This window comes from Denitratisoma sp. DHT3 (genome assembly GCF_007833355.1).
GTDB lineage: Bacteria > Pseudomonadota > Gammaproteobacteria > Burkholderiales > Rhodocyclaceae > Denitratisoma.
The window spans coordinates 58,684-74,151 of sequence record NZ_CP020914.1 but is presented as its reverse complement, the minus strand read 5'-3'; the positions used below and the strand labels follow the sequence as shown (position 1 = coordinate 74,151).

At 65.6% G+C, this 15,468-nt stretch carries 18 protein-coding genes; 6 read left to right on the top strand and 12 right to left on the bottom strand.

Features of this window, described 5'->3' with window-relative positions; genetic code table 11:
* The first annotated feature begins 48 nt into the window (after positions 1-48).
* The 5 genes from dinB to B9N43_RS00400 all read left to right on the top strand — a co-directional run bounded on the left by dinB (position 49) and on the right by B9N43_RS00400 (position 5,081).
* Positions 49-1,245 carry a DNA polymerase IV gene (gene dinB, locus B9N43_RS00420; protein WP_145840379.1) on the top strand — a complete coding sequence of 399 codons (1,197 nt, stop codon included), beginning with the start codon at positions 49-51 and terminating at the stop codon, positions 1,243-1,245.
* A 14-nt stretch (positions 1,246-1,259) separates the two neighbouring features.
* Positions 1,260-1,469 carry a hypothetical protein gene (locus B9N43_RS00415; protein ID WP_145840378.1) on the top strand — a complete coding sequence of 70 codons (210 nt, stop codon included), beginning with the start codon at positions 1,260-1,262 and terminating at the stop codon, positions 1,467-1,469.
* A gap of 55 nt (positions 1,470-1,524) precedes the next feature.
* Positions 1,525-2,202, top strand: coding sequence for a Crp/Fnr family transcriptional regulator (locus B9N43_RS00410; protein WP_145840377.1), 678 nt, complete (start codon positions 1,525-1,527; stop codon positions 2,200-2,202).
* A gap of 120 nt (positions 2,203-2,322) precedes the next feature.
* Entirely contained in the window at positions 2,323-4,695 is a 2,373-nt protein-coding gene (locus tag B9N43_RS00405) for a PhnD/SsuA/transferrin family substrate-binding protein (protein WP_145840376.1), read from the top strand.
* A 188-nt stretch (positions 4,696-4,883) separates the two neighbouring features.
* Complete coding sequence (locus B9N43_RS00400; RefSeq protein WP_145840375.1) at positions 4,884-5,081, top strand: DUF2892 domain-containing protein; 198 nt, start codon at positions 4,884-4,886, stop codon at positions 5,079-5,081.
* 1 nt (position 5,082) lies between these two features.
* Here B9N43_RS00400 and B9N43_RS00395 read toward each other — a convergent pair whose 3' ends face one another.
* The 12 genes from B9N43_RS00395 to B9N43_RS00340 all read right to left on the bottom strand — a co-directional run bounded on the left by B9N43_RS00395 (position 5,083) and on the right by B9N43_RS00340 (position 14,632).
* Positions 5,083-5,859 carry a TatD family hydrolase gene (locus tag B9N43_RS00395; RefSeq protein WP_145840374.1) on the bottom strand — a complete coding sequence of 259 codons (777 nt, stop codon included), beginning with the start codon at positions 5,857-5,859 and terminating at the stop codon, positions 5,083-5,085.
* Between the two features lie 158 nt (positions 5,860-6,017).
* Positions 6,018-6,212: a Fe-S cluster assembly protein IscX gene (iscX, locus tag B9N43_RS00390; RefSeq protein ID WP_145840373.1), complete on the bottom strand. Its 195-nt coding sequence runs from the start codon at positions 6,210-6,212 to the stop codon at positions 6,018-6,020.
* Between the two features lie 112 nt (positions 6,213-6,324).
* Positions 6,325-6,672 (bottom strand): ISC system 2Fe-2S type ferredoxin, encoded by a 348-nt coding sequence (gene fdx, locus B9N43_RS00385; RefSeq protein ID WP_145840372.1) that lies wholly within the window; start codon positions 6,670-6,672, stop codon positions 6,325-6,327.
* A complete protein-coding gene (hscA, locus tag B9N43_RS00380; protein ID WP_145840371.1) occupies positions 6,669-8,537 on the bottom strand; it encodes a Fe-S protein assembly chaperone HscA in 1,869 nt (622 codons plus the stop codon). Before hscA ends, fdx begins: the two co-directional genes overlap by 4 nt.
* Before the next feature lie 163 nt (positions 8,538-8,700).
* Positions 8,701-9,243, bottom strand: a complete 543-nt coding sequence (hscB, locus tag B9N43_RS00375; RefSeq protein WP_145840370.1) for a Fe-S protein assembly co-chaperone HscB — start codon at positions 9,241-9,243, stop codon at positions 8,701-8,703.
* Positions 9,243-9,563 carry an iron-sulfur cluster assembly protein IscA gene (gene iscA / locus B9N43_RS00370; protein ID WP_145840369.1) on the bottom strand — a complete coding sequence of 107 codons (321 nt, stop codon included), beginning with the start codon at positions 9,561-9,563 and terminating at the stop codon, positions 9,243-9,245. The genes hscB and iscA overlap by 1 nt, the downstream gene beginning before the upstream one ends.
* 1 nt (position 9,564) lies before the next feature.
* Positions 9,565-9,948, bottom strand: coding sequence for a Fe-S cluster assembly scaffold IscU (gene iscU / locus B9N43_RS00365; protein ID WP_145840368.1), 384 nt, complete (start codon positions 9,946-9,948; stop codon positions 9,565-9,567).
* A 98-nt stretch (positions 9,949-10,046) separates the two neighbouring features.
* Positions 10,047-11,261, bottom strand: a complete 1,215-nt coding sequence (locus tag B9N43_RS00360) for an IscS subfamily cysteine desulfurase (RefSeq protein WP_145840367.1) — start codon at positions 11,259-11,261, stop codon at positions 10,047-10,049.
* Positions 11,262-11,288: 27 nt separating this feature from the next.
* Positions 11,289-12,446 (bottom strand): cysteine desulfurase family protein, encoded by a 1,158-nt coding sequence (locus B9N43_RS00355; RefSeq protein WP_145840366.1) that lies wholly within the window; start codon positions 12,444-12,446, stop codon positions 11,289-11,291.
* A 25-nt stretch (positions 12,447-12,471) separates the two neighbouring features.
* Positions 12,472-12,960: a Fe-S cluster assembly transcriptional regulator IscR gene (gene iscR / locus B9N43_RS00350; RefSeq protein WP_145840365.1), complete on the bottom strand. Its 489-nt coding sequence runs from the start codon at positions 12,958-12,960 to the stop codon at positions 12,472-12,474.
* Between the two features lie 74 nt (positions 12,961-13,034).
* A complete protein-coding gene (gene cysE / locus B9N43_RS00345; protein WP_145840364.1) occupies positions 13,035-13,793 on the bottom strand; it encodes a serine O-acetyltransferase in 759 nt (252 codons plus the stop codon).
* A gap of 83 nt (positions 13,794-13,876) precedes the next feature.
* Complete coding sequence (locus B9N43_RS00340; protein WP_315904554.1) at positions 13,877-14,632, bottom strand: RNA methyltransferase; 756 nt, start codon at positions 14,630-14,632, stop codon at positions 13,877-13,879.
* Between the two features lie 26 nt (positions 14,633-14,658).
* On the opposite strand from B9N43_RS00340, the gene B9N43_RS00335 reads away from it, so the two are divergent.
* Entirely contained in the window at positions 14,659-15,456 is a 798-nt protein-coding gene (locus B9N43_RS00335; RefSeq protein WP_145840363.1) for an inositol monophosphatase family protein, read from the top strand.
* Positions 15,457-15,468 lie beyond the last annotated feature (12 nt).

Below are 15,468 nucleotides of genomic sequence, written 5' to 3'. Positions count from 1 at the left end.
CAGGTGGCGCCCGCCCGCAGTCCCGCCCCAAGGCTGTCCGCCATCGCCATGAACGAGACCGCCCCCCGCCGCATCGCCCACCTGGACATGGACGCCTTCTATGCCTCCGTGGAACTGCTGCGCTACCCGGAACTGAAGGGCCTGCCGGTCGTCATCGGCGGCCGCAGGATCGATCAACCGACGACGCTGCCCGACGGCAGCCGGTGCTTCGCCCGCCTGCGGGACTACGTCGGCCGCGGCGTGATCACCACCTCCACCTATGAGGCACGCGCGCTGGGCGTGTTCTCCGCCATGGGCTTGATGAAGGCCGCGCGCCTGGCGCCGGATGCCATCCTGCTGCCGGTGGATTTCGATGCCTACCGGCAGTATTCCAGGCGCTTCAAGGCCGCGGTGGCGGCGATCGCCCCCGAGATCGAGGACCGCGGCATCGACGAGATCTACATCGACCTCACCGCCCTGCCGGGCGATTCCCTGGAGATCGGCCGCCGCATCAAGCAGGCGGTGCGGGAAGCCACCGGCCTGTCCTGTTCCATCGCCATCGCCCCCAACAAGCTGCTGGCGAAAATCGGCTCCGAGTTGCAGAAGCCGGACGGCCTGACGATCCTCGTCGAAGACGACATCCCGCGCCGCATCTGGCCCCTGGCGGTGAGCAAGATCAACGGCGTCGGCCCCAAGGCCACGGAAAAGCTCGCCGCCCTGGGGGTCATTGCCATCGGCGACCTGGCCCGCGCCGACCCGGCGCAGCTTCAGGCCCACTTTGGCCGCGGCTACGGCGAATGGCTGCACCGGGTCGCCCGCGGCATCGACGAACGCCCGGTGATCACCCATTCCGAGCCCAAGTCCATCAGCCGCGAAACCACTTTCGAGCGCGACCTGCATCCGCGCCAGGACCGTCCGGCCCTGAGCGCGGCATTCACCGCCCTCTGCGAACAGGTCGCCAACGATCTCGCGCGCAAGGGCTACGTCGCCAGAACCGTCGGCCTCAAGCTGCGCTTCGACGATTTCCACACCGTGACCCGCGATCTGACCCTGCCGCACCCCGTCGGCGATGCGGCGATGATCCGCCGTGCCGCCGGCGCCTGCCTGAAGCGGATCGTGCTGGAGCACAGGATACGGTTGCTCGGCGTGCGCACCAGCAGCCTCTTCCCCGTCGGCGAAGTCGCCGACCTGGCGCCGGCGGAGGAATCCGTCCAGGGCGAACTGGAGTTGTTCACCCACCCCGAACCGCCGACACCGGGCGCATGACAATGCAATCCGGAATGGATGAATCCCGCCGCAACTCGCCGCCGACCTGCGCCGGCTGCATCCACTTCTACATCACCTATGACCCGGCCTTTCCCTACGGCTGCCGCATCATGGGCTTCAAGAGCCGGCGCCATCCCCATTACGAAGTGAAGGAGGCGACAGGGACGACTTGTATGGCAAGAAAGATGGCACCTCGACAGGCACCGGAGAATCAAGCCAGGTGACCGGCTCATGGGCAGCCATGCGACAAGCCCGTCATTCCATGCCATCATCGCGGCCATGAACGCCATACCCTCCGGCACCGCACCCCGCGCCGATATCGAATCCCTCTACCCGGTCTTCGCCGCCCTCCCCCAACCGCTGCGGCAGACCTGCCTGAGCGTCGGACAGAGCGTGCGCATTCCGGCCGGCGGCATCCTGTTCGACGCGGGCCAGCCCTGCCCCGGCTTTCCGCTGGTCCTTGCCGGCACGGTGCGGGTGATCAAGGCCGCGCCCAATGGCCGCGAACTCCCCCTCTACCGGATCTTTCCAGGCGAGTCCTGCATCCTCAGCTCCGGCTGCCTGCTGGGCGGCCAGCCCTATTCGGCGCGCGGCATCGCGGAAGTCGATACCGAATTGCGGCTGCTGCCGTCCGCCCTGTTCGATGAATTGATGGCCACACCGGCATTCCGCGAGTTCGTCTTCAAGCTGTTCGCCGAACGCATGGCGGATCTGATGGCCCTGGTCGAGGAAGTCGCCTTTCGCAAACTGGACCAGCGCCTGGCGGCCCTGCTGCTGGGCCGCGGCCAGACCCTGCACCGCACCCACCAGCAACTGGCCGACGAGTTGGGCAGCGTGCGCGAAATGGTCAGCCGTCTGCTGAAGGGATTCGCCGAGCAGGGCCTGGTCCGGCTGGGGCGGGAACAGATCGAGATCCTCGACCCCGAGGGACTGCGCCGCCTCTCCGCCCAGCGTTGAGGCCGTTCCGCGCCTTACGCACGGGAGGCCCGCTGTCGGACGGATCTCACCCTGGTAATGGCGATAGGCTTACAATTGTCAGTTGAATAAACCGTCCCCGGAAGTCAATCAGTGACAGCGATGCTGCGTATCATTCTGCTGTGGGCGGTGTTGCCATTCGCTGCGGCCCATGCCACCGATCCGGTGAGAATCGGCGTGCTCGCCTTCCGCCCCAAGCCGCAGACCCTGGCCCAATGGCAGCCCTTGGCGACAGCCCTCAAGAAGGCGCTGCCCGGGTATGACATCCAGGTCCAGGCCCTGACCTATGATGAATTGAATCAGGGTGTCGCCGCGCGGCAACTCGACTTCGTCCTCACCAATCCGGGGCATTACGTACTGCTGTCGCGCCGCAACCGCCTGTCGTCGCCCCTGGCCACACTCGCCACCGCTGGGGACGGCGTCCCCAGCGGACTGTTCGGCGGCGTGATTTTCAGCCGAGCCGACGCACCGTCCATCGGCACCCTGGCCGACCTGAGGGACAGGACCATAGCCACCGCCAGCACCGAATCTCTGGGTGGGTACCAGATGCAGGCCTACGAGCTGTTGAAGGCCGGTATTCGCCTGCCGGCCGACGCCAGGCTGCTGAGCACCGGCATGCCCCATGACAAGGTTGTCGAGGCGGTGCTCTCCGGCCAGGCGGACGCGGGGTTCGTGCGCACCGGACTCCTGGAGGCCCTGGCGCGGGAAGGCAAGCTGGACATGCGCCGCATCCGGGTGATCAACCGCCAGGCGTTGCCCGGAACCACGGTGCAAATATCCACCCGCCTGTATCCGGAATGGCCCTTCGCCGCCCGCTCCGACCTGGATGAAGACCTGGCGCGGCACGTGACGGCGGCACTGTTCCTGCTCGAACACGACACCGCCACCACCAAGGCCATGCAGGTACGCGGCTTCCTGGTGCCGGCCGATTACATGCCGGTGGCCGACCTGTTGCGCGGACTGCGGATGCCCCCCTTCGACGAAGTGCCGGAATTCACCCTGGAGGACATCTGGAACCAGCACCGCTGGCCGATCGTGCTGCTGCTTGCGTCCTTTGGACTGATCGCGCTGCTGGCGGTACGACTGCTGCTGGTCAATCGGCAGTTGGCCGAGGAACAGCGCGTCGTACTGCGTCAGCGGCAGGAACTGCAGGAAAGCGAGCAGCGCTGGAAGTTCGCCCTGGAAGGCTCCGGCGACGGCGTGTGGGATTGGGACATTCCCTCGGGCAAGGTGTTCTTCTCCAGGCGCTGGAAGGAAATGCTGGGCTTCGCCGAGCACGAGATCGGCGACGACCTGTCGGAATGGGAAAGCCGCATCCGGTTCACCGACAAGGCGGCAACCCTGCGCGCCGTCCAGGACTATCTGGACGGCAAGACGCCGACCTATGTCAACGAGCACCGGCTGCGCTGCAAGGACGGCAGCTGGAAATGGATCCTCGACCGGGGCGTGGCCGTCAACCGCGACCAGGACGGCAAGCCGCTGCGCATGATCGGCACCCATTCCGACGTGACCCGGCGCTACCAGGAACAACTGAAGCTCGGCCAACTGCTGATCGAGCAAAAAGCCATGCTCGACAATCAGTTGGTCGGCATCGCCACGGTGCGCAACCGGGAAATCCGCTGGGCCAACCCGGCCTTCGCCCGGATTCTCGGCTACACCCCGGAAGAATTGCAGGGTATGACGACCCGACAGTTCTATCCCGACCAGAAAAGCTATGAATCATTTGGCGAGACCGCCTACGGCGCGCTCAGACGCGGCGAGCGATTCCGGACCCAGCGCCAGTTGGTGCGCAAGAGCGGCAGGGCCATCTGGGTGGACATGAACGGCGTCCTGATCCATCCGGAAACGGACGAGTCCCTGTGGGGCTTCCTGGACATCACCGAACTCAAGAATGCCGAGGAACAGATCCGCAATCTGGCGTTCTACGATCCGCTGACCCGGCTGCCGAACCGCCGCATGCTGCATGATCGGCTGAGCCAGACGCTCGCCACCTGCCATCGCAGCGGCCGCCACGCCGCGCTGATGGTGCTGGACCTGGACAACTTCAAGTCCCTCAACGATACCCACGGCCATGCGGTGGGCGATCTGCTGCTGGTGGACGTGGCACGGCGATTGAGGCATTGCGTGCGGGAGATGGACACCACCGCGCGCTTCGGCGGCGACGAGTTCGTGGTGATGCTGACCGACCTGGATGAAGATCCCGATGCCGCCACCGCCCATGCGGGCGTGGTGGCGGAAAAAATCCGCCTGGCACTGGGCACCCCCTACCAATTGAGTATCGAACATGAGGGAAAACCGCCCCTGACGGTGGAGCACCACTGCACCGCCAGCATCGGCGTGGTGGTCTTCGGCAGCCACCAGGACAACCAGGACGATCTCTTCGAGTGGGCGGATGCGGCCATGTACCGCGCCAAGGAGGAAGGCCGGAACCGGGTGCACTTCCATCGTACAGGCGACGGCGCCACATCCGGCTGAGATTCGACTGAGACCCACGCCATCGGAATACTGGGTGACTTTGGTTACAGACCGCCCCCGGCGCCGCGTGTTTGAATCGGACCGTTTCAATCAATGAACCCGCCCGAAACCGCCGCTTTGCGGCGATCTTCCCTCAAGGGGCAGGAAAATTCGGGGCGGCCCTTCGTTTTATCGAGAGGAGATGCATCATGAAACTCAATGTCGGCGGTATCGATCGCGTGCTTCGGATTCTGGCGGGACTGGCCCTGATCGCCTGGGCGCTGATGGGCGGCCCGGTCTGGGCCTGGATCGGCGTAGTGCCCCTGGCCACCGGGCTGGTGGGTTTTTGCCCGGTCTACCCCTTGCTGGGCATGAACACCTGTCCGATGAAAAAGACGGGCAAATAAATCACGATCGTATTACTGACAGGCCCGGCAGGGTCTGGCGGGCGTTACAGGAGGTGGCCACGGCCACCTCTTTTGTATTCAACCGGCGTAATTGCGCCAAAACCGCAGCGATCCGGGGTAGTTCCGCCGGTTCATTGCGGCCGCGTCCCAGCCACTCGGGCGGAATGTCCGGCGCGTCGGTTTCCAGCACCAGCGCATCCAGCGGCAGCGTGGCGGCCAGTTCGCGGATGCGCAGGGCGCGGGGATGGGTCATCGCGCCGCCGAAACCCAGCTTGAAGCCCAGCTCGATGAATGCGTCCGCCTGCTGGCGGCTGCCGTTGAAGGCGTGGGCGATGCCGCCGACCACCGGAATGCGGCGCAGGTGCTTGAGCACCAGATCGATGGCCCGCCTGACGTGGAGGATCACCGGCAGCTCCGCCTCGCGGGCGATCTCCAGTTGCGCGACGAAGAAGCGTTCCTGGCGCGCGTCGTCGCGGGACTCGACAAAGCGGTCGAGACCGATCTCGCCCACCGCCAGAGCCGGCTCCTGGCTCAAGGTCCGGCGCAACGCATCGAGATCCTCGTCCCGGGCGCGATCCACGAACAACGGATGGATGCCGTAGGCGGCGCGACATTCGAGATATTCCCGACACAGGGCACTCACCGCGCCGAAGTTTGCCCGCTCCACCGCCGGCACCACCAGTGCGCCGACTCCCGCCGCCCGGGCCCGGACCAGCACCGCCTCCCGGTCGGCGTCGAACTCGGCGGCGTCGAGGTGGCAGTGGGTATCGATCAACACCCGCTTACAGTGAAACAACAAAGTCGTAGTCGACTGAAACGACCGAGCGTAGCGAGCAGATTGGCCACCTTCCCCGCGAGGGGGAGGTCGGGAGGGGGTGGGCCTTCTTGCCATTCACGCATTTCATTCTCGGTGTGTGAAGCTGGATACCATGCGCGTTAAGCCACCTCGTCGATCCACGCCTGCTGGATCGCTTCCAGTTGCTTCTCGCCGCAATGCCGCTGATCTTCCTCGAAGCCCGGCAATTCCATCACCCAGCGCATCAGATCGACGAAGTTGATCCGGGTGGGGTCGACCTCGGGGTGGCGCTCGATCAGTTCCAGGGCCACGTCGAGCGAATCGGTCCATTTCATTCTGCCACCTCCGTAGGGCCGCCCCAAGGAGGGGGCAAGTCATACACTTGGAGCGGGCAAAGCCCGCGAACAACAGTCACCCTCTTTCTCGGAAAGGGGGATGGGGGGATAGTCATTTCCTGCCGCCCCCTTCTTTGGCCATGTTGATGGTGTACTTGGGAATCTCGACCACCAGCGGCGTGTCCTTGATCACCGCCTGACAGGACAGCCGCGACGTGGGCTCCAGGCCCCAGGCCTTGTCGAGCAGGTCGTCCTCCTCCTCCTCGGCCGGGTCCAGGGAATTGAACCCCTCGCGGATGACCACGTGGCAGGTGGTGCAGGCGCAGGACTGCTCGCAGGCGTGCTCGATCAGGATGTCGTTCTCCAGCAGCGTCTCGCAGATGGTGTCGCCGGGCTCGCCCTCGATCACCGCGCCGTCGGGGCACAATTCGACATGAGGCAATACGATGATCCGCGTCATGAGCCCAGTTCCTCCACCTTGCGTCCGGAGAGCGCCCGCTGCACGTTCTTGTTCATGCGGCGGGCGGCGAATTCGGCCGTGCCCTTGCTCAGCGCCTCCATCGCGGAATCGATGGCGCGCTTGCTGTCGCCGATGATCACCGACTGGAGCTTGGCGATGCAGGCATCGACGTGGGCCTTCTCCAGGGTCGACAGCAGCTCGGCATCCTCCCGCAAGGCCGACTGCGTGGCCTCCAGCAGGCGCTGGGCCTCCACCTGAGCCTCGCGCAGCGCGCGACGGAAGGCATCCTCCGAGGCGTGGCTGTAGCCGTCCTTGAGCATCGCCGCGATCTCGTCGTCGGACAGGCCGTACGATGGCTTGACCTCGATCCGCGCCTCGTGGCCGGTGGTCTGTTCGCGGGCGGTGACGGAGAGCAGGCCGTCCGCGTCGACCTGGAAGGTGACCCGGATGCGCGCCGCCCCGGCCACCATCGGCGGCATTCCGCGCAATTCGAAGCGGGCCAGGGAGCGGCAGTCGGACACCATCTCGCGCTCCCCCTGCACCACGTGGATCGCCATCGCGGTCTGGCCGTCCTTGAAGGTGGTGAACTCCTGGGCGCGGGCGATCGGAATGGTGGAGTTGCGGGGGATGATCTTCTCGGTCAGCCCGCCCATGGTCTCGATGCCCAGCGACAAGGGAATCACGTCCAGCAGCAGCCAGTCGTCACCGGCGGCGCGGTTGCCGGCCAGGAGGTTGGCCTGGGTGGCGGCACCCAGGGCCACCACCCGGTCCGGGTCCAGGTTGTTCAGCGGCTCCTGACCGAAGAATTCGCCCACGGCGCGCTGGATCTGGGGCATGCGCGTGGCGCCGCCCACCATCACCACGCCCTTCACTTCATCCGTCGTCAGCCCCGCGTCCCGCAGCGCCTTGCGCATCGGCGCGATGGTCTTCTGCACCAGGGTGCGGGTGATCTCGGTGAATATCTCGGTGGTCAGGGTCACGTCCACGTATTCGCCGCTGGAAAGCTTCACGGTGATCGGCGCGGTGCCATGGTTGGTCAGGTATTCCTTGGCCTCCCGAGCCCGTGTCAGCAGCAGGCGCGCATCGTTCGGCGACAGGGGCGCGAGGCCGGCCTGCTCGATCACCCAGCAGAACACACGCTGATCGAAATCGTCGCCGCCCAGGGCGGAGTCGCCGCCGGTGGCCAGCACCTCGAACACCCCCTTGGCAAGCCGCAGGATCGAAATGTCGAAGGTGCCGCCGCCCAGGTCGTAGACCGCGTAGAGGCCCTCGGCGCCGTTGTCCAGACCATAGGCGATGGCGGCGGCGGTGGGTTCGTTGAGCAGGCGCAGCACGTTGAGGCCGGCGAGCTTGGCCGCGTCCTTGGTGGCCTGGCGCTGGGCATCGTCGAAATAGGCCGGCACGGTGATCACCGCCCCGGTCAGCGGACCGCCCAGGGCCGCCTCGGCCCGTACGCGCAGGGTGCGCAGGATATCCGCCGACACCTCGACCGGGCTTTTCACCCCCTGGCAGGTGCGCAGCCGGACCATGCCCTCGCCATCGATGAAGTCGTAGGGCATGGTTTCGATGTGGGCGATGTCGCGGCGTCCGCGGCCCATGAAGCGCTTGACCGACACCAGGGTGTTCTTGGGGTCCGCGTCCTGGCCCGCCTGGGCCTCGAAACCGACGGTGACGGCGCCGCTCGCGCCGTAGTGCACCACCGAGGGCAGCAAGGGCCGCCCCTGTTCATCCTTGAGGATGCCCGCCACGCCGCTGCGGACGGTGGCCACCAGGGAATTGGTGGTCCCCAGGTCGATGCCGATGGCCAATCGGTGTTCGTGGGGGGCGGCGGCCTGCCCCGGTTCGGAGATTTGCAAAAGTGCCATGTACGTTAGCGTGAAACAGTCAATTGAAACGGCAGGTCAAACAGTCGAGCGTAGCGAGCCAACGCCGTCACCTCCCCCGGAGAGGGGGAGGCTGGGAGGGGCGGGCCGTTCTTGCCCTCCACGTATTTCATGCGCTGGTGCGGGAGATCAGTTGCCATGAGTGTTACGCCCCGCTCGCTTCGAGGGCTTCGTCTATTTCGTGCAACAGTTTTTCCTGGAACATCAGCTGCCGGACCCGTACGCCGGCGTCGGCATAGTTCCGTTTCGCATCCAGCGCCTGGCCCAGGGCCGCATACTGGGCCTTCATCTCGCCGCGCAGGCGCGCGTGCAACTGCTCCAGCCCCTCGACGTCGCCGTCCTCGCGGGCTTCCTCGACGGACTCGCGCCATTCCATCTGACTGACCAGGAACTCCGGCGCCATCGCGGTGTTGCGCTCCACTTGCGGATCGTGGCCGGCCAGTAGCAGCAGATAATGGGCACGCTGCAGGGGCGACTTCAGGGTCTGGTAGGCCTCGTTGGCGCGCGTGGCCCACTGCATCGCCACCCGCCGGTCCGCCTCGGTCAAATGGGCATGCTTGTCCGGATGCACCCGATGCTGCACTTCCAGATAGCGCCGATCCAGTTCCGCCAGGTCCAGGCCGAAGACGCGGGGCAACCCGAACAGGGAGAAGTGATCCGCAGTCAGTTGCAAATCCTCACTGGTCATCACACCTGGAAGCTTTCGCCGCAGCCGCACTGATCCTTCACATTGGGATTGTTGAACCTGAAGCCCTCGTTCAAGCCCTCCCGCGCGTAGTCCAGCTCGGTGCCGTCCAGATAGGGCAGGCTCTTGGGATCGACCAGCACCTTGAGACCCTGGCTGTCGAACACCACGTCGTCCTCGTTGGCGGCATCGGCGAACTCCAGCTTGTAGGCCATCCCCGAACAGCCGGAGGTCTTCACGCCGAGGCGCACGCCGATACCCTTGCCTCGCTTGGTCAGGAAGGCGACGACGTGACGGGCGGCGCTTTCGGTCATGGTGATCATGTCAGCCTCCCTGCTTCTTCTTGTAGTCGGCCACCGCCGCCTTGATGGCGTCCTCGGCCAGGATCGAGCAGTGGATCTTCACCGGCGGCAGCGCCAGTTCCTCGGCGATCTGGGTGTTCTTGATCTCCAGCGCCTGCTCCACCGTCTTGCCCTTGACCCATTCGGTGACCAGGGAAGAGGAGGCGATGGCGGAACCGCAGCCGTAGGTCTTGAACTTGGCGTCCTCGATGACGCCGTCCTGACCCACCTTGATCTGCAACTTCATCACGTCGCCGCAGGCGGGAGCGCCCACCATGCCGGTGCCGACGCCCTCATCCTCCTTGGAGAAGGAACCCACGTTGCGCGGATGTTCGTAATGATCGATGACCTTTTCACTGTAAGACACTTTAACTCTCCTTCTAATCAGTTGCCCCCGCCCTCGGGGTGGGGGTTAGGGGGAGGGGAATTGCCCGCCCCCTTGGGGCAGCGCATTGACGCCCCGCGTCAATGCGCTGCCCACTGGACGGTGTTGAGATCGACGCCGTCCTTGTACATTTCCCACAGGGGAGAGAGCTCCCGCAACTTGTTCAGCTTCTCGTGCAGCAGTTTCACGGTGAAGTCGATCTCCTCCTCCGTGGTGAACCGCCCCAGGCTGAAGCGGATCGAGCTGTGCGCCAGTTCGTCGGAGCGTCCCAAGGCGCGCAGCACGTAGGACGGTTCCAGGGAGGCCGAGGTGCAGGCGGAGCCGGAGGAGACGGCGATGTCCTTGATCGCCATGATCAGCGACTCCCCCTCCACGAAGTTGAAGCTGACATTGAGGTTGTGCGGCACCCGCTGCGTCAGGTCGCCATTCACATAGACTTCCTCGATATCCATCAGGCCCTTCAGCAGCCGATTCTGCAAACGCCGGATGCGCTCGTTCTCGGTGCCCATCTCCTCCCGCGCCAGGCGGAAGGCTTCGCCCATGCCGACGATCTGGTGCGGCGCCAGCGTCCCGGAGCGCAGACCCCGCTCATGGCCGCCGCCGTGCATCTGGGCTTCCAGCCGGATGCGGGGCTTGCGCCGTACGTAGAGTGCGCCGATACCCTTGGGACCGTAGGTCTTGTGCGCCGAGAAGGACATCAGATCCACCGGCAGGGTGGAGAGGTCGATCGGCATCTTGCCGGTCGCCTGGGCGGCGTCTACATGGAAGACCACGCCCTTTTCCCGGCACGCGGCGCCCAGTTCGGCGATCGGCTGGATCACGCCGATCTCGTTGTTCACCGCCATCACCGAGGCCAGCACGGTATCGGGGCGCACGGCCTGCTTGAACTGGTCCACGGTGATCAGCCCGTCCTCGCCCGGCGTCAGATAGGTCGCCTCGAACCCTTGGCGCTCCAGTTCCTTCACGGTGTCGAGCACGGCCTTGTGTTCCGTGGCCACGGTGATGATGTGCTTGCCCTTGGTGGCGCCATAGAAACGCGCCGCGCCCTTGATCGCCAGGTTGTTGGACTCGGTCGCGCCAGAGGTCCAGATGATGTCCTTGGCGTCCGCATTGACCAGCGCCGCCACCTGTTCGCGCGCCTCCTCCACGGCCTTTTCGGCTTCCCAGCCGTAGGCGTGGGAACGGGACGCCGGGTTGCCGAATTTTTCGGTCAGGTAGGGAATCATCTTCTCGGCCACGCGCGGGTCCACCGGTGTGGTGGCCGAATAATCGAGATAGATCGGAAACTTCAGCATCTCATCGCTCCAGGTATTGCGGCCAGCTCAAGCGGAAATGGCCGTCAGGTTCAATAGTTGTTGCTTCAGCGCGGCCAGGGCCGCCAGAAAGCCATGGATCTGCGCTTCGGTATTGGCGCTGCCCAGGCTGACACGCACCGCCCCCTTGGCCAGTTCGGGCGCGACCCCCATCGCCAGCAGCGTGGCCGACGGTTGGTGATGCGCGCTGGAACAGGCCGTGCCGCTGCCCACCGCATACCCGGCCCGGTCCAGGCGCCCCACCAGGGTCTCGCCGTCCAGGTCGGAAATCGCGAAATACACGGTGTTCGCGACCCGCTCCGCGCCAAGGCCGAAGACCTGCGCACCCAATGCCGCCAGCCCTTCGATCAGTTGACCGCGCAGACGTACCAGGCGCTGATGTTCCACCGCCAGTCCCGCCGCCGCCAGTTCGCAGGCGACGCCGAAACCCACCATCGCCGCCACGTTCTCGGTGCCGCCGCGCAGGCCCCGCTCCTGGCCGCCGCCGGCGATCAGGGGGGACAGTTCCAGGCGCTTGTCGACCACCAGGGCGCCGATGCCCTTGGGGCCGTGGATCTTGTGGGCAGAGATGGTCATCGCATGCACGCCGGCGCCGTTCAAGTGACGGAAGTCCAGCGGCAGCTTGCCCAGCGCCTGCACCGCGTCGGTATGAAACCAGGTCCGCCCCGGCTTGGCCTGCGCCGCCAGGGAAGCCACGTCCTGGATCACGCCGGTCTCGTTATTCACCAGCATCACCGACATCAGCGCCGGCTTTTCCTCCAGCGCACGGACGAAATCGGCCGCATCCACCCGCCCGTCCCCATCCACCGCCAGTTCCCGCCGGCGCCAGCCATGCCGTTCCAGTTGCCGGGCCGGTTCCCCCACGCTGGGGTGCTCCATCGCCGACACCGCCAGCAGGCCCGGCTTCATGGCAAGCGCCGCGCCCTTCAGGAACAGGTTGTTGCCTTCGGTGCCGCCACTGGAAAACACCACTTCCGTGGGATGCGCGCCCACGGCGGCGGCCACCCGCTGCCGCGCCTCGTCCATGGCCTTCAAGGCCGACCGGCCGTATTCATGGCGGCTCGACGCATTGCCGTAGCTTTGCGCGAAGTACGGCGCCATCGCCTCCATCACCGCCGGAGCAACCGGCGTCGTGGCGTTGTGGTCGAGATAGGCGGGCGCGAACATGGCTCAAATCACCGCGGCTGTCGGATCAGGCGGCAACGCGGCTCTCGGCGCGGCGGGTGACGCGGCGGCTGGGCCGCTGGTCCTGCAGCACCGCTTCCGTGCCCGACTCCCGGCGCTGTTCCTGAACAAGGGACTCCAGGGAAACGCTGCCAAGATAGTCGTACATCCTGTGGTTCAGGTTGGTCCACAGGTTGTGGGTCATGCAGGGCTTGCTGTTGGCGCAATCGCCCTTGCCGCCGCATTGGGTGGCATCCAGCACCTCATCGACGGCGCGAATCACGTCGGCGACGGAAATCGCCCCCATGTCGCGCGCCAGACAATAGCCCCCCCCCGGACCGCGCACGCTGGTCACCAGCTTGTCGCGGCGCAGCTTGCCGAACAACTGTTCCAGGTAGGAAAGGGAAATCTTCTGCCGTTCACTGATACCGGCCAGGGTGACCGGGCCTTCGTGCTGGCGCAGGGCCAAATCGATCATCGCGGTTACGGCGAAACGTCCTTTGGTCGTCAATCTCATCGAACACCTCCGTCAGGCTCAAGGTCATTGAGAATAGTTGATCTATAGGGTCAACTTTATTTAATCCGATAATTTCAGTCAACTATTTTCGAGAGGTAATTTGGATCGAACCTATCGGCCGTCTCCACTTCGCCACTGACCGCTATCCCCGCCCGCTCCAGCGAACTCAGCAGAAAAGCGATACGACGGTCGGTTTCGACGGCATGGTCGAGCAGGCCGTGAATGGCGCGCGCCAGCGGGTCGTCCGCATTGGGCGTCACGCCATACGCCGAAAATCCCATCGCCTGCGCCTTGGCTTCGCGCGCCTCGTCGCGGCCGCCCGATTCGATCACCCGCGCCGGGTTGCCCACCGCCGTGGCGCCGGCCGGCACCGGTTTGACCACCACCGCGTTGGACCCGACCTTGGCGCCATCGCCCACCGTGAAACCGCCCAGGACCTGCGCGCCGGCGCCGATCACCACGCCCTTGCCCAACGTCGGGTGGCGTTTGGCGCCGCGGTAAAGAGAGGTGCCGCCCAGCGTCACCCCCTGATAAATGGTGCAATCGTCGCCGATTTCCGCGGTCTCGCCGATCACCACGCCCATGCCGTGGTCGATGAACACCCGCCGCCCGATGACGGCGCCGGGGTGGATTTCAATGCCGGTGAACCAGCGCCCGAACTGGGAGATGAAACGTCCCAGCCAATACAGTCGCCGCCGCCAAAACGCGTGGGCCAGCCGATGCAGCAGCAAGGCATGGATGCCCGGATAGCAGGTCAACACTTCCCATCCCGACCGCGCCGCCGGATCCCGCGCCGCCACGCTGGCGATGTCTTCTCGCAAACGTTTGAACAATTTGAGGTATCTCCCTAGGGTACAAGGGGATTATAGCGATCCGAAACAAAAAACCTACCAATTCACTCGGTTTTTATCGACTGTCACGGCGTCTTGCCCATCAAGGCGGCCAGCAGGCCGCGCAGGATATTCACCTCCTCCCGCTCCAGCCCCTTGCGGGCCATGAGGCGACGCATGCGCGGCATGAAGCGTTTTGGGCTGGCGGGATCGAGAAAGCCGCTCGTGAGCGCGGCTCGCTCCAGATGATCCAGCAGCGCCTCGACATCCTCGTGGCGCGCGAGCTCGCCGGCACCGAAGACGGCCGGCGGCGGCCCCGCGGCCACCAGCGTCTGGCGCAGTTCGTAGCACAGCACCTGGACGGCCTGGGCCAGATTGAGGGAGGAATAATCGGGGTTTGCGGGAATCATCGCCCAACGCTGGCAGAAAGCCACTTCCTCGTTGGACAGGCCCGCCGTCTCGTTGCCGAACACCAGCGCCACATCGCCGGCGGTGGCGGTGGCGGCCAGCTCGGCGGCGGCCTCGCGCGCCCAGAAGGGTTCCACGCCCAGTTCGCGGCGACGCCCGGTGATCGCCGTGGCGAAGATGGTGCCTTCCAGTGCCTCGGCCATCGACTGGCAGACCCGCGCCTGCGCCAGCACGTCGCCGGCGCCGGAGGCCATGGCTTCCGCCTGGGGATCGGGAAAGGTCTTGGGCGCCACCAGCACCAGCCGGGAGAGCCCCATGGTCTTCATGGCCCGCGCGGCGGCGCCGATGTTGCCCGGATGGCTGGGGCGGGCCAGTACGATACGGATACGATCAAGTAAGGAAGCGTCGAGCATGGTCGGCCTGTTAGAATTCACGGCATTTTCCGCGCTTCACCGAATCCATGCATCCCATACTCAACATTGCCGTCAAGGCAGCGCGCCGCGCAGGGCAGATCATCAATCGCGCCAGTCTCGATCTGGACCAGATCAAGGTCGGCGTCAAGCAGCAGAATGACTTTGTCACGGAGGTGGATCGCGCCGCCGAGGCGGCCATCATCGACATCATCCGCGAAGCCTACCCGGAGCACGGAATATTAGCAGAGGAGTCCGGCGCCACCGGCGATTCCGAGTACCAGTGGATCATCGATCCGCTGGACGGCACCACCAATTTCATCCACGGCTTTCCCCAGTACGCGGTCTCCATCGCCCTGGCCCAGCGGGGCATGGTGATCCATGGCGTGGTCTTCGACCCGAGCCGCAACGAGCTGTTCACCGCCAGCAAGGGGGCCGGGGCCTACCTGAACGAAAAGCGCATCCGCGTCTCGCGCCGCGCCAAGCTGGAAGAGGCGCTGCTCGGCACCGGCTTTCCCTACCGGGCCTTCGAGCATGTCGACGCCTATCTGGCGATCATGAAGGACATGATGCGCAAGACCGCCGGCCTGCGCCGGCCCGGTTCGGCCTCGCTGGACCTGGCCTACGTGGCCTGCGGACGCCTGGACGGCTTCTGGGAATTCGGCCTCGCCCCCTGGGACATGGCGGCCGGCGCGCTGATGATCACCGAGGCGGGCGGCCTGGTCGGCGACCTGAGCGGAGAAGCCGCCCACATGGACACCGGCAATGTGATCGCCGGCAACCCGAAGATCTTCGCCCAGTTGCTGCAGGCCATCGCCCCGCACCTCACCGCCACCCTGAAAGCCTGAATGCCCGCCCCC

What these genes read in the sequence shown, in the direction of transcription:
- dinB (WP_145840379.1), top strand. Translation starts at nt 49, where the DNA reads ATGAACGAGACCGCCCCCCGCCGCATCGCCCACCTGGACATGGACGCC.
- hscB (WP_145840370.1), bottom strand. Translation starts at nt 9,243, where the DNA reads ATGACCAGTGAGGATTTGCAACTGACTGCGGATCACTTCTCCCTGTTC.
- B9N43_RS00405 (WP_145840376.1), top strand. Translation starts at nt 2,323, where the DNA reads ATGCTGCGTATCATTCTGCTGTGGGCGGTGTTGCCATTCGCTGCGGCC.
- B9N43_RS00355 (WP_145840366.1), bottom strand. Translation starts at nt 12,446, where the DNA reads ATGTTCGCGCCCGCCTATCTCGACCACAACGCCACGACGCCGGTTGCT.
- B9N43_RS00360 (WP_145840367.1), bottom strand. Translation starts at nt 11,261, where the DNA reads ATGCTGAAGTTTCCGATCTATCTCGATTATTCGGCCACCACACCGGTG.
- B9N43_RS00415 (WP_145840378.1), top strand. Translation starts at nt 1,260, where the DNA reads ATGGATGAATCCCGCCGCAACTCGCCGCCGACCTGCGCCGGCTGCATC.
- B9N43_RS00400 (WP_145840375.1), top strand. Translation starts at nt 4,884, where the DNA reads ATGAAACTCAATGTCGGCGGTATCGATCGCGTGCTTCGGATTCTGGCG.
- hscA (WP_145840371.1), bottom strand. Translation starts at nt 8,537, where the DNA reads ATGGCACTTTTGCAAATCTCCGAACCGGGGCAGGCCGCCGCCCCCCAC.
- B9N43_RS00335 (WP_145840363.1), top strand. Translation starts at nt 14,659, where the DNA reads ATGCATCCCATACTCAACATTGCCGTCAAGGCAGCGCGCCGCGCAGGG.
- iscX (WP_145840373.1), bottom strand. Translation starts at nt 6,212, where the DNA reads ATGAAATGGACCGATTCGCTCGACGTGGCCCTGGAACTGATCGAGCGC.
- iscA (WP_145840369.1), bottom strand. Translation starts at nt 9,563, where the DNA reads ATGATCACCATGACCGAAAGCGCCGCCCGTCACGTCGTCGCCTTCCTG.
- iscR (WP_145840365.1), bottom strand. Translation starts at nt 12,960, where the DNA reads ATGAGATTGACGACCAAAGGACGTTTCGCCGTAACCGCGATGATCGAT.
- B9N43_RS00410 (WP_145840377.1), top strand. Translation starts at nt 1,525, where the DNA reads ATGAACGCCATACCCTCCGGCACCGCACCCCGCGCCGATATCGAATCC.
- fdx (WP_145840372.1), bottom strand. Translation starts at nt 6,672, where the DNA reads ATGACGCGGATCATCGTATTGCCTCATGTCGAATTGTGCCCCGACGGC.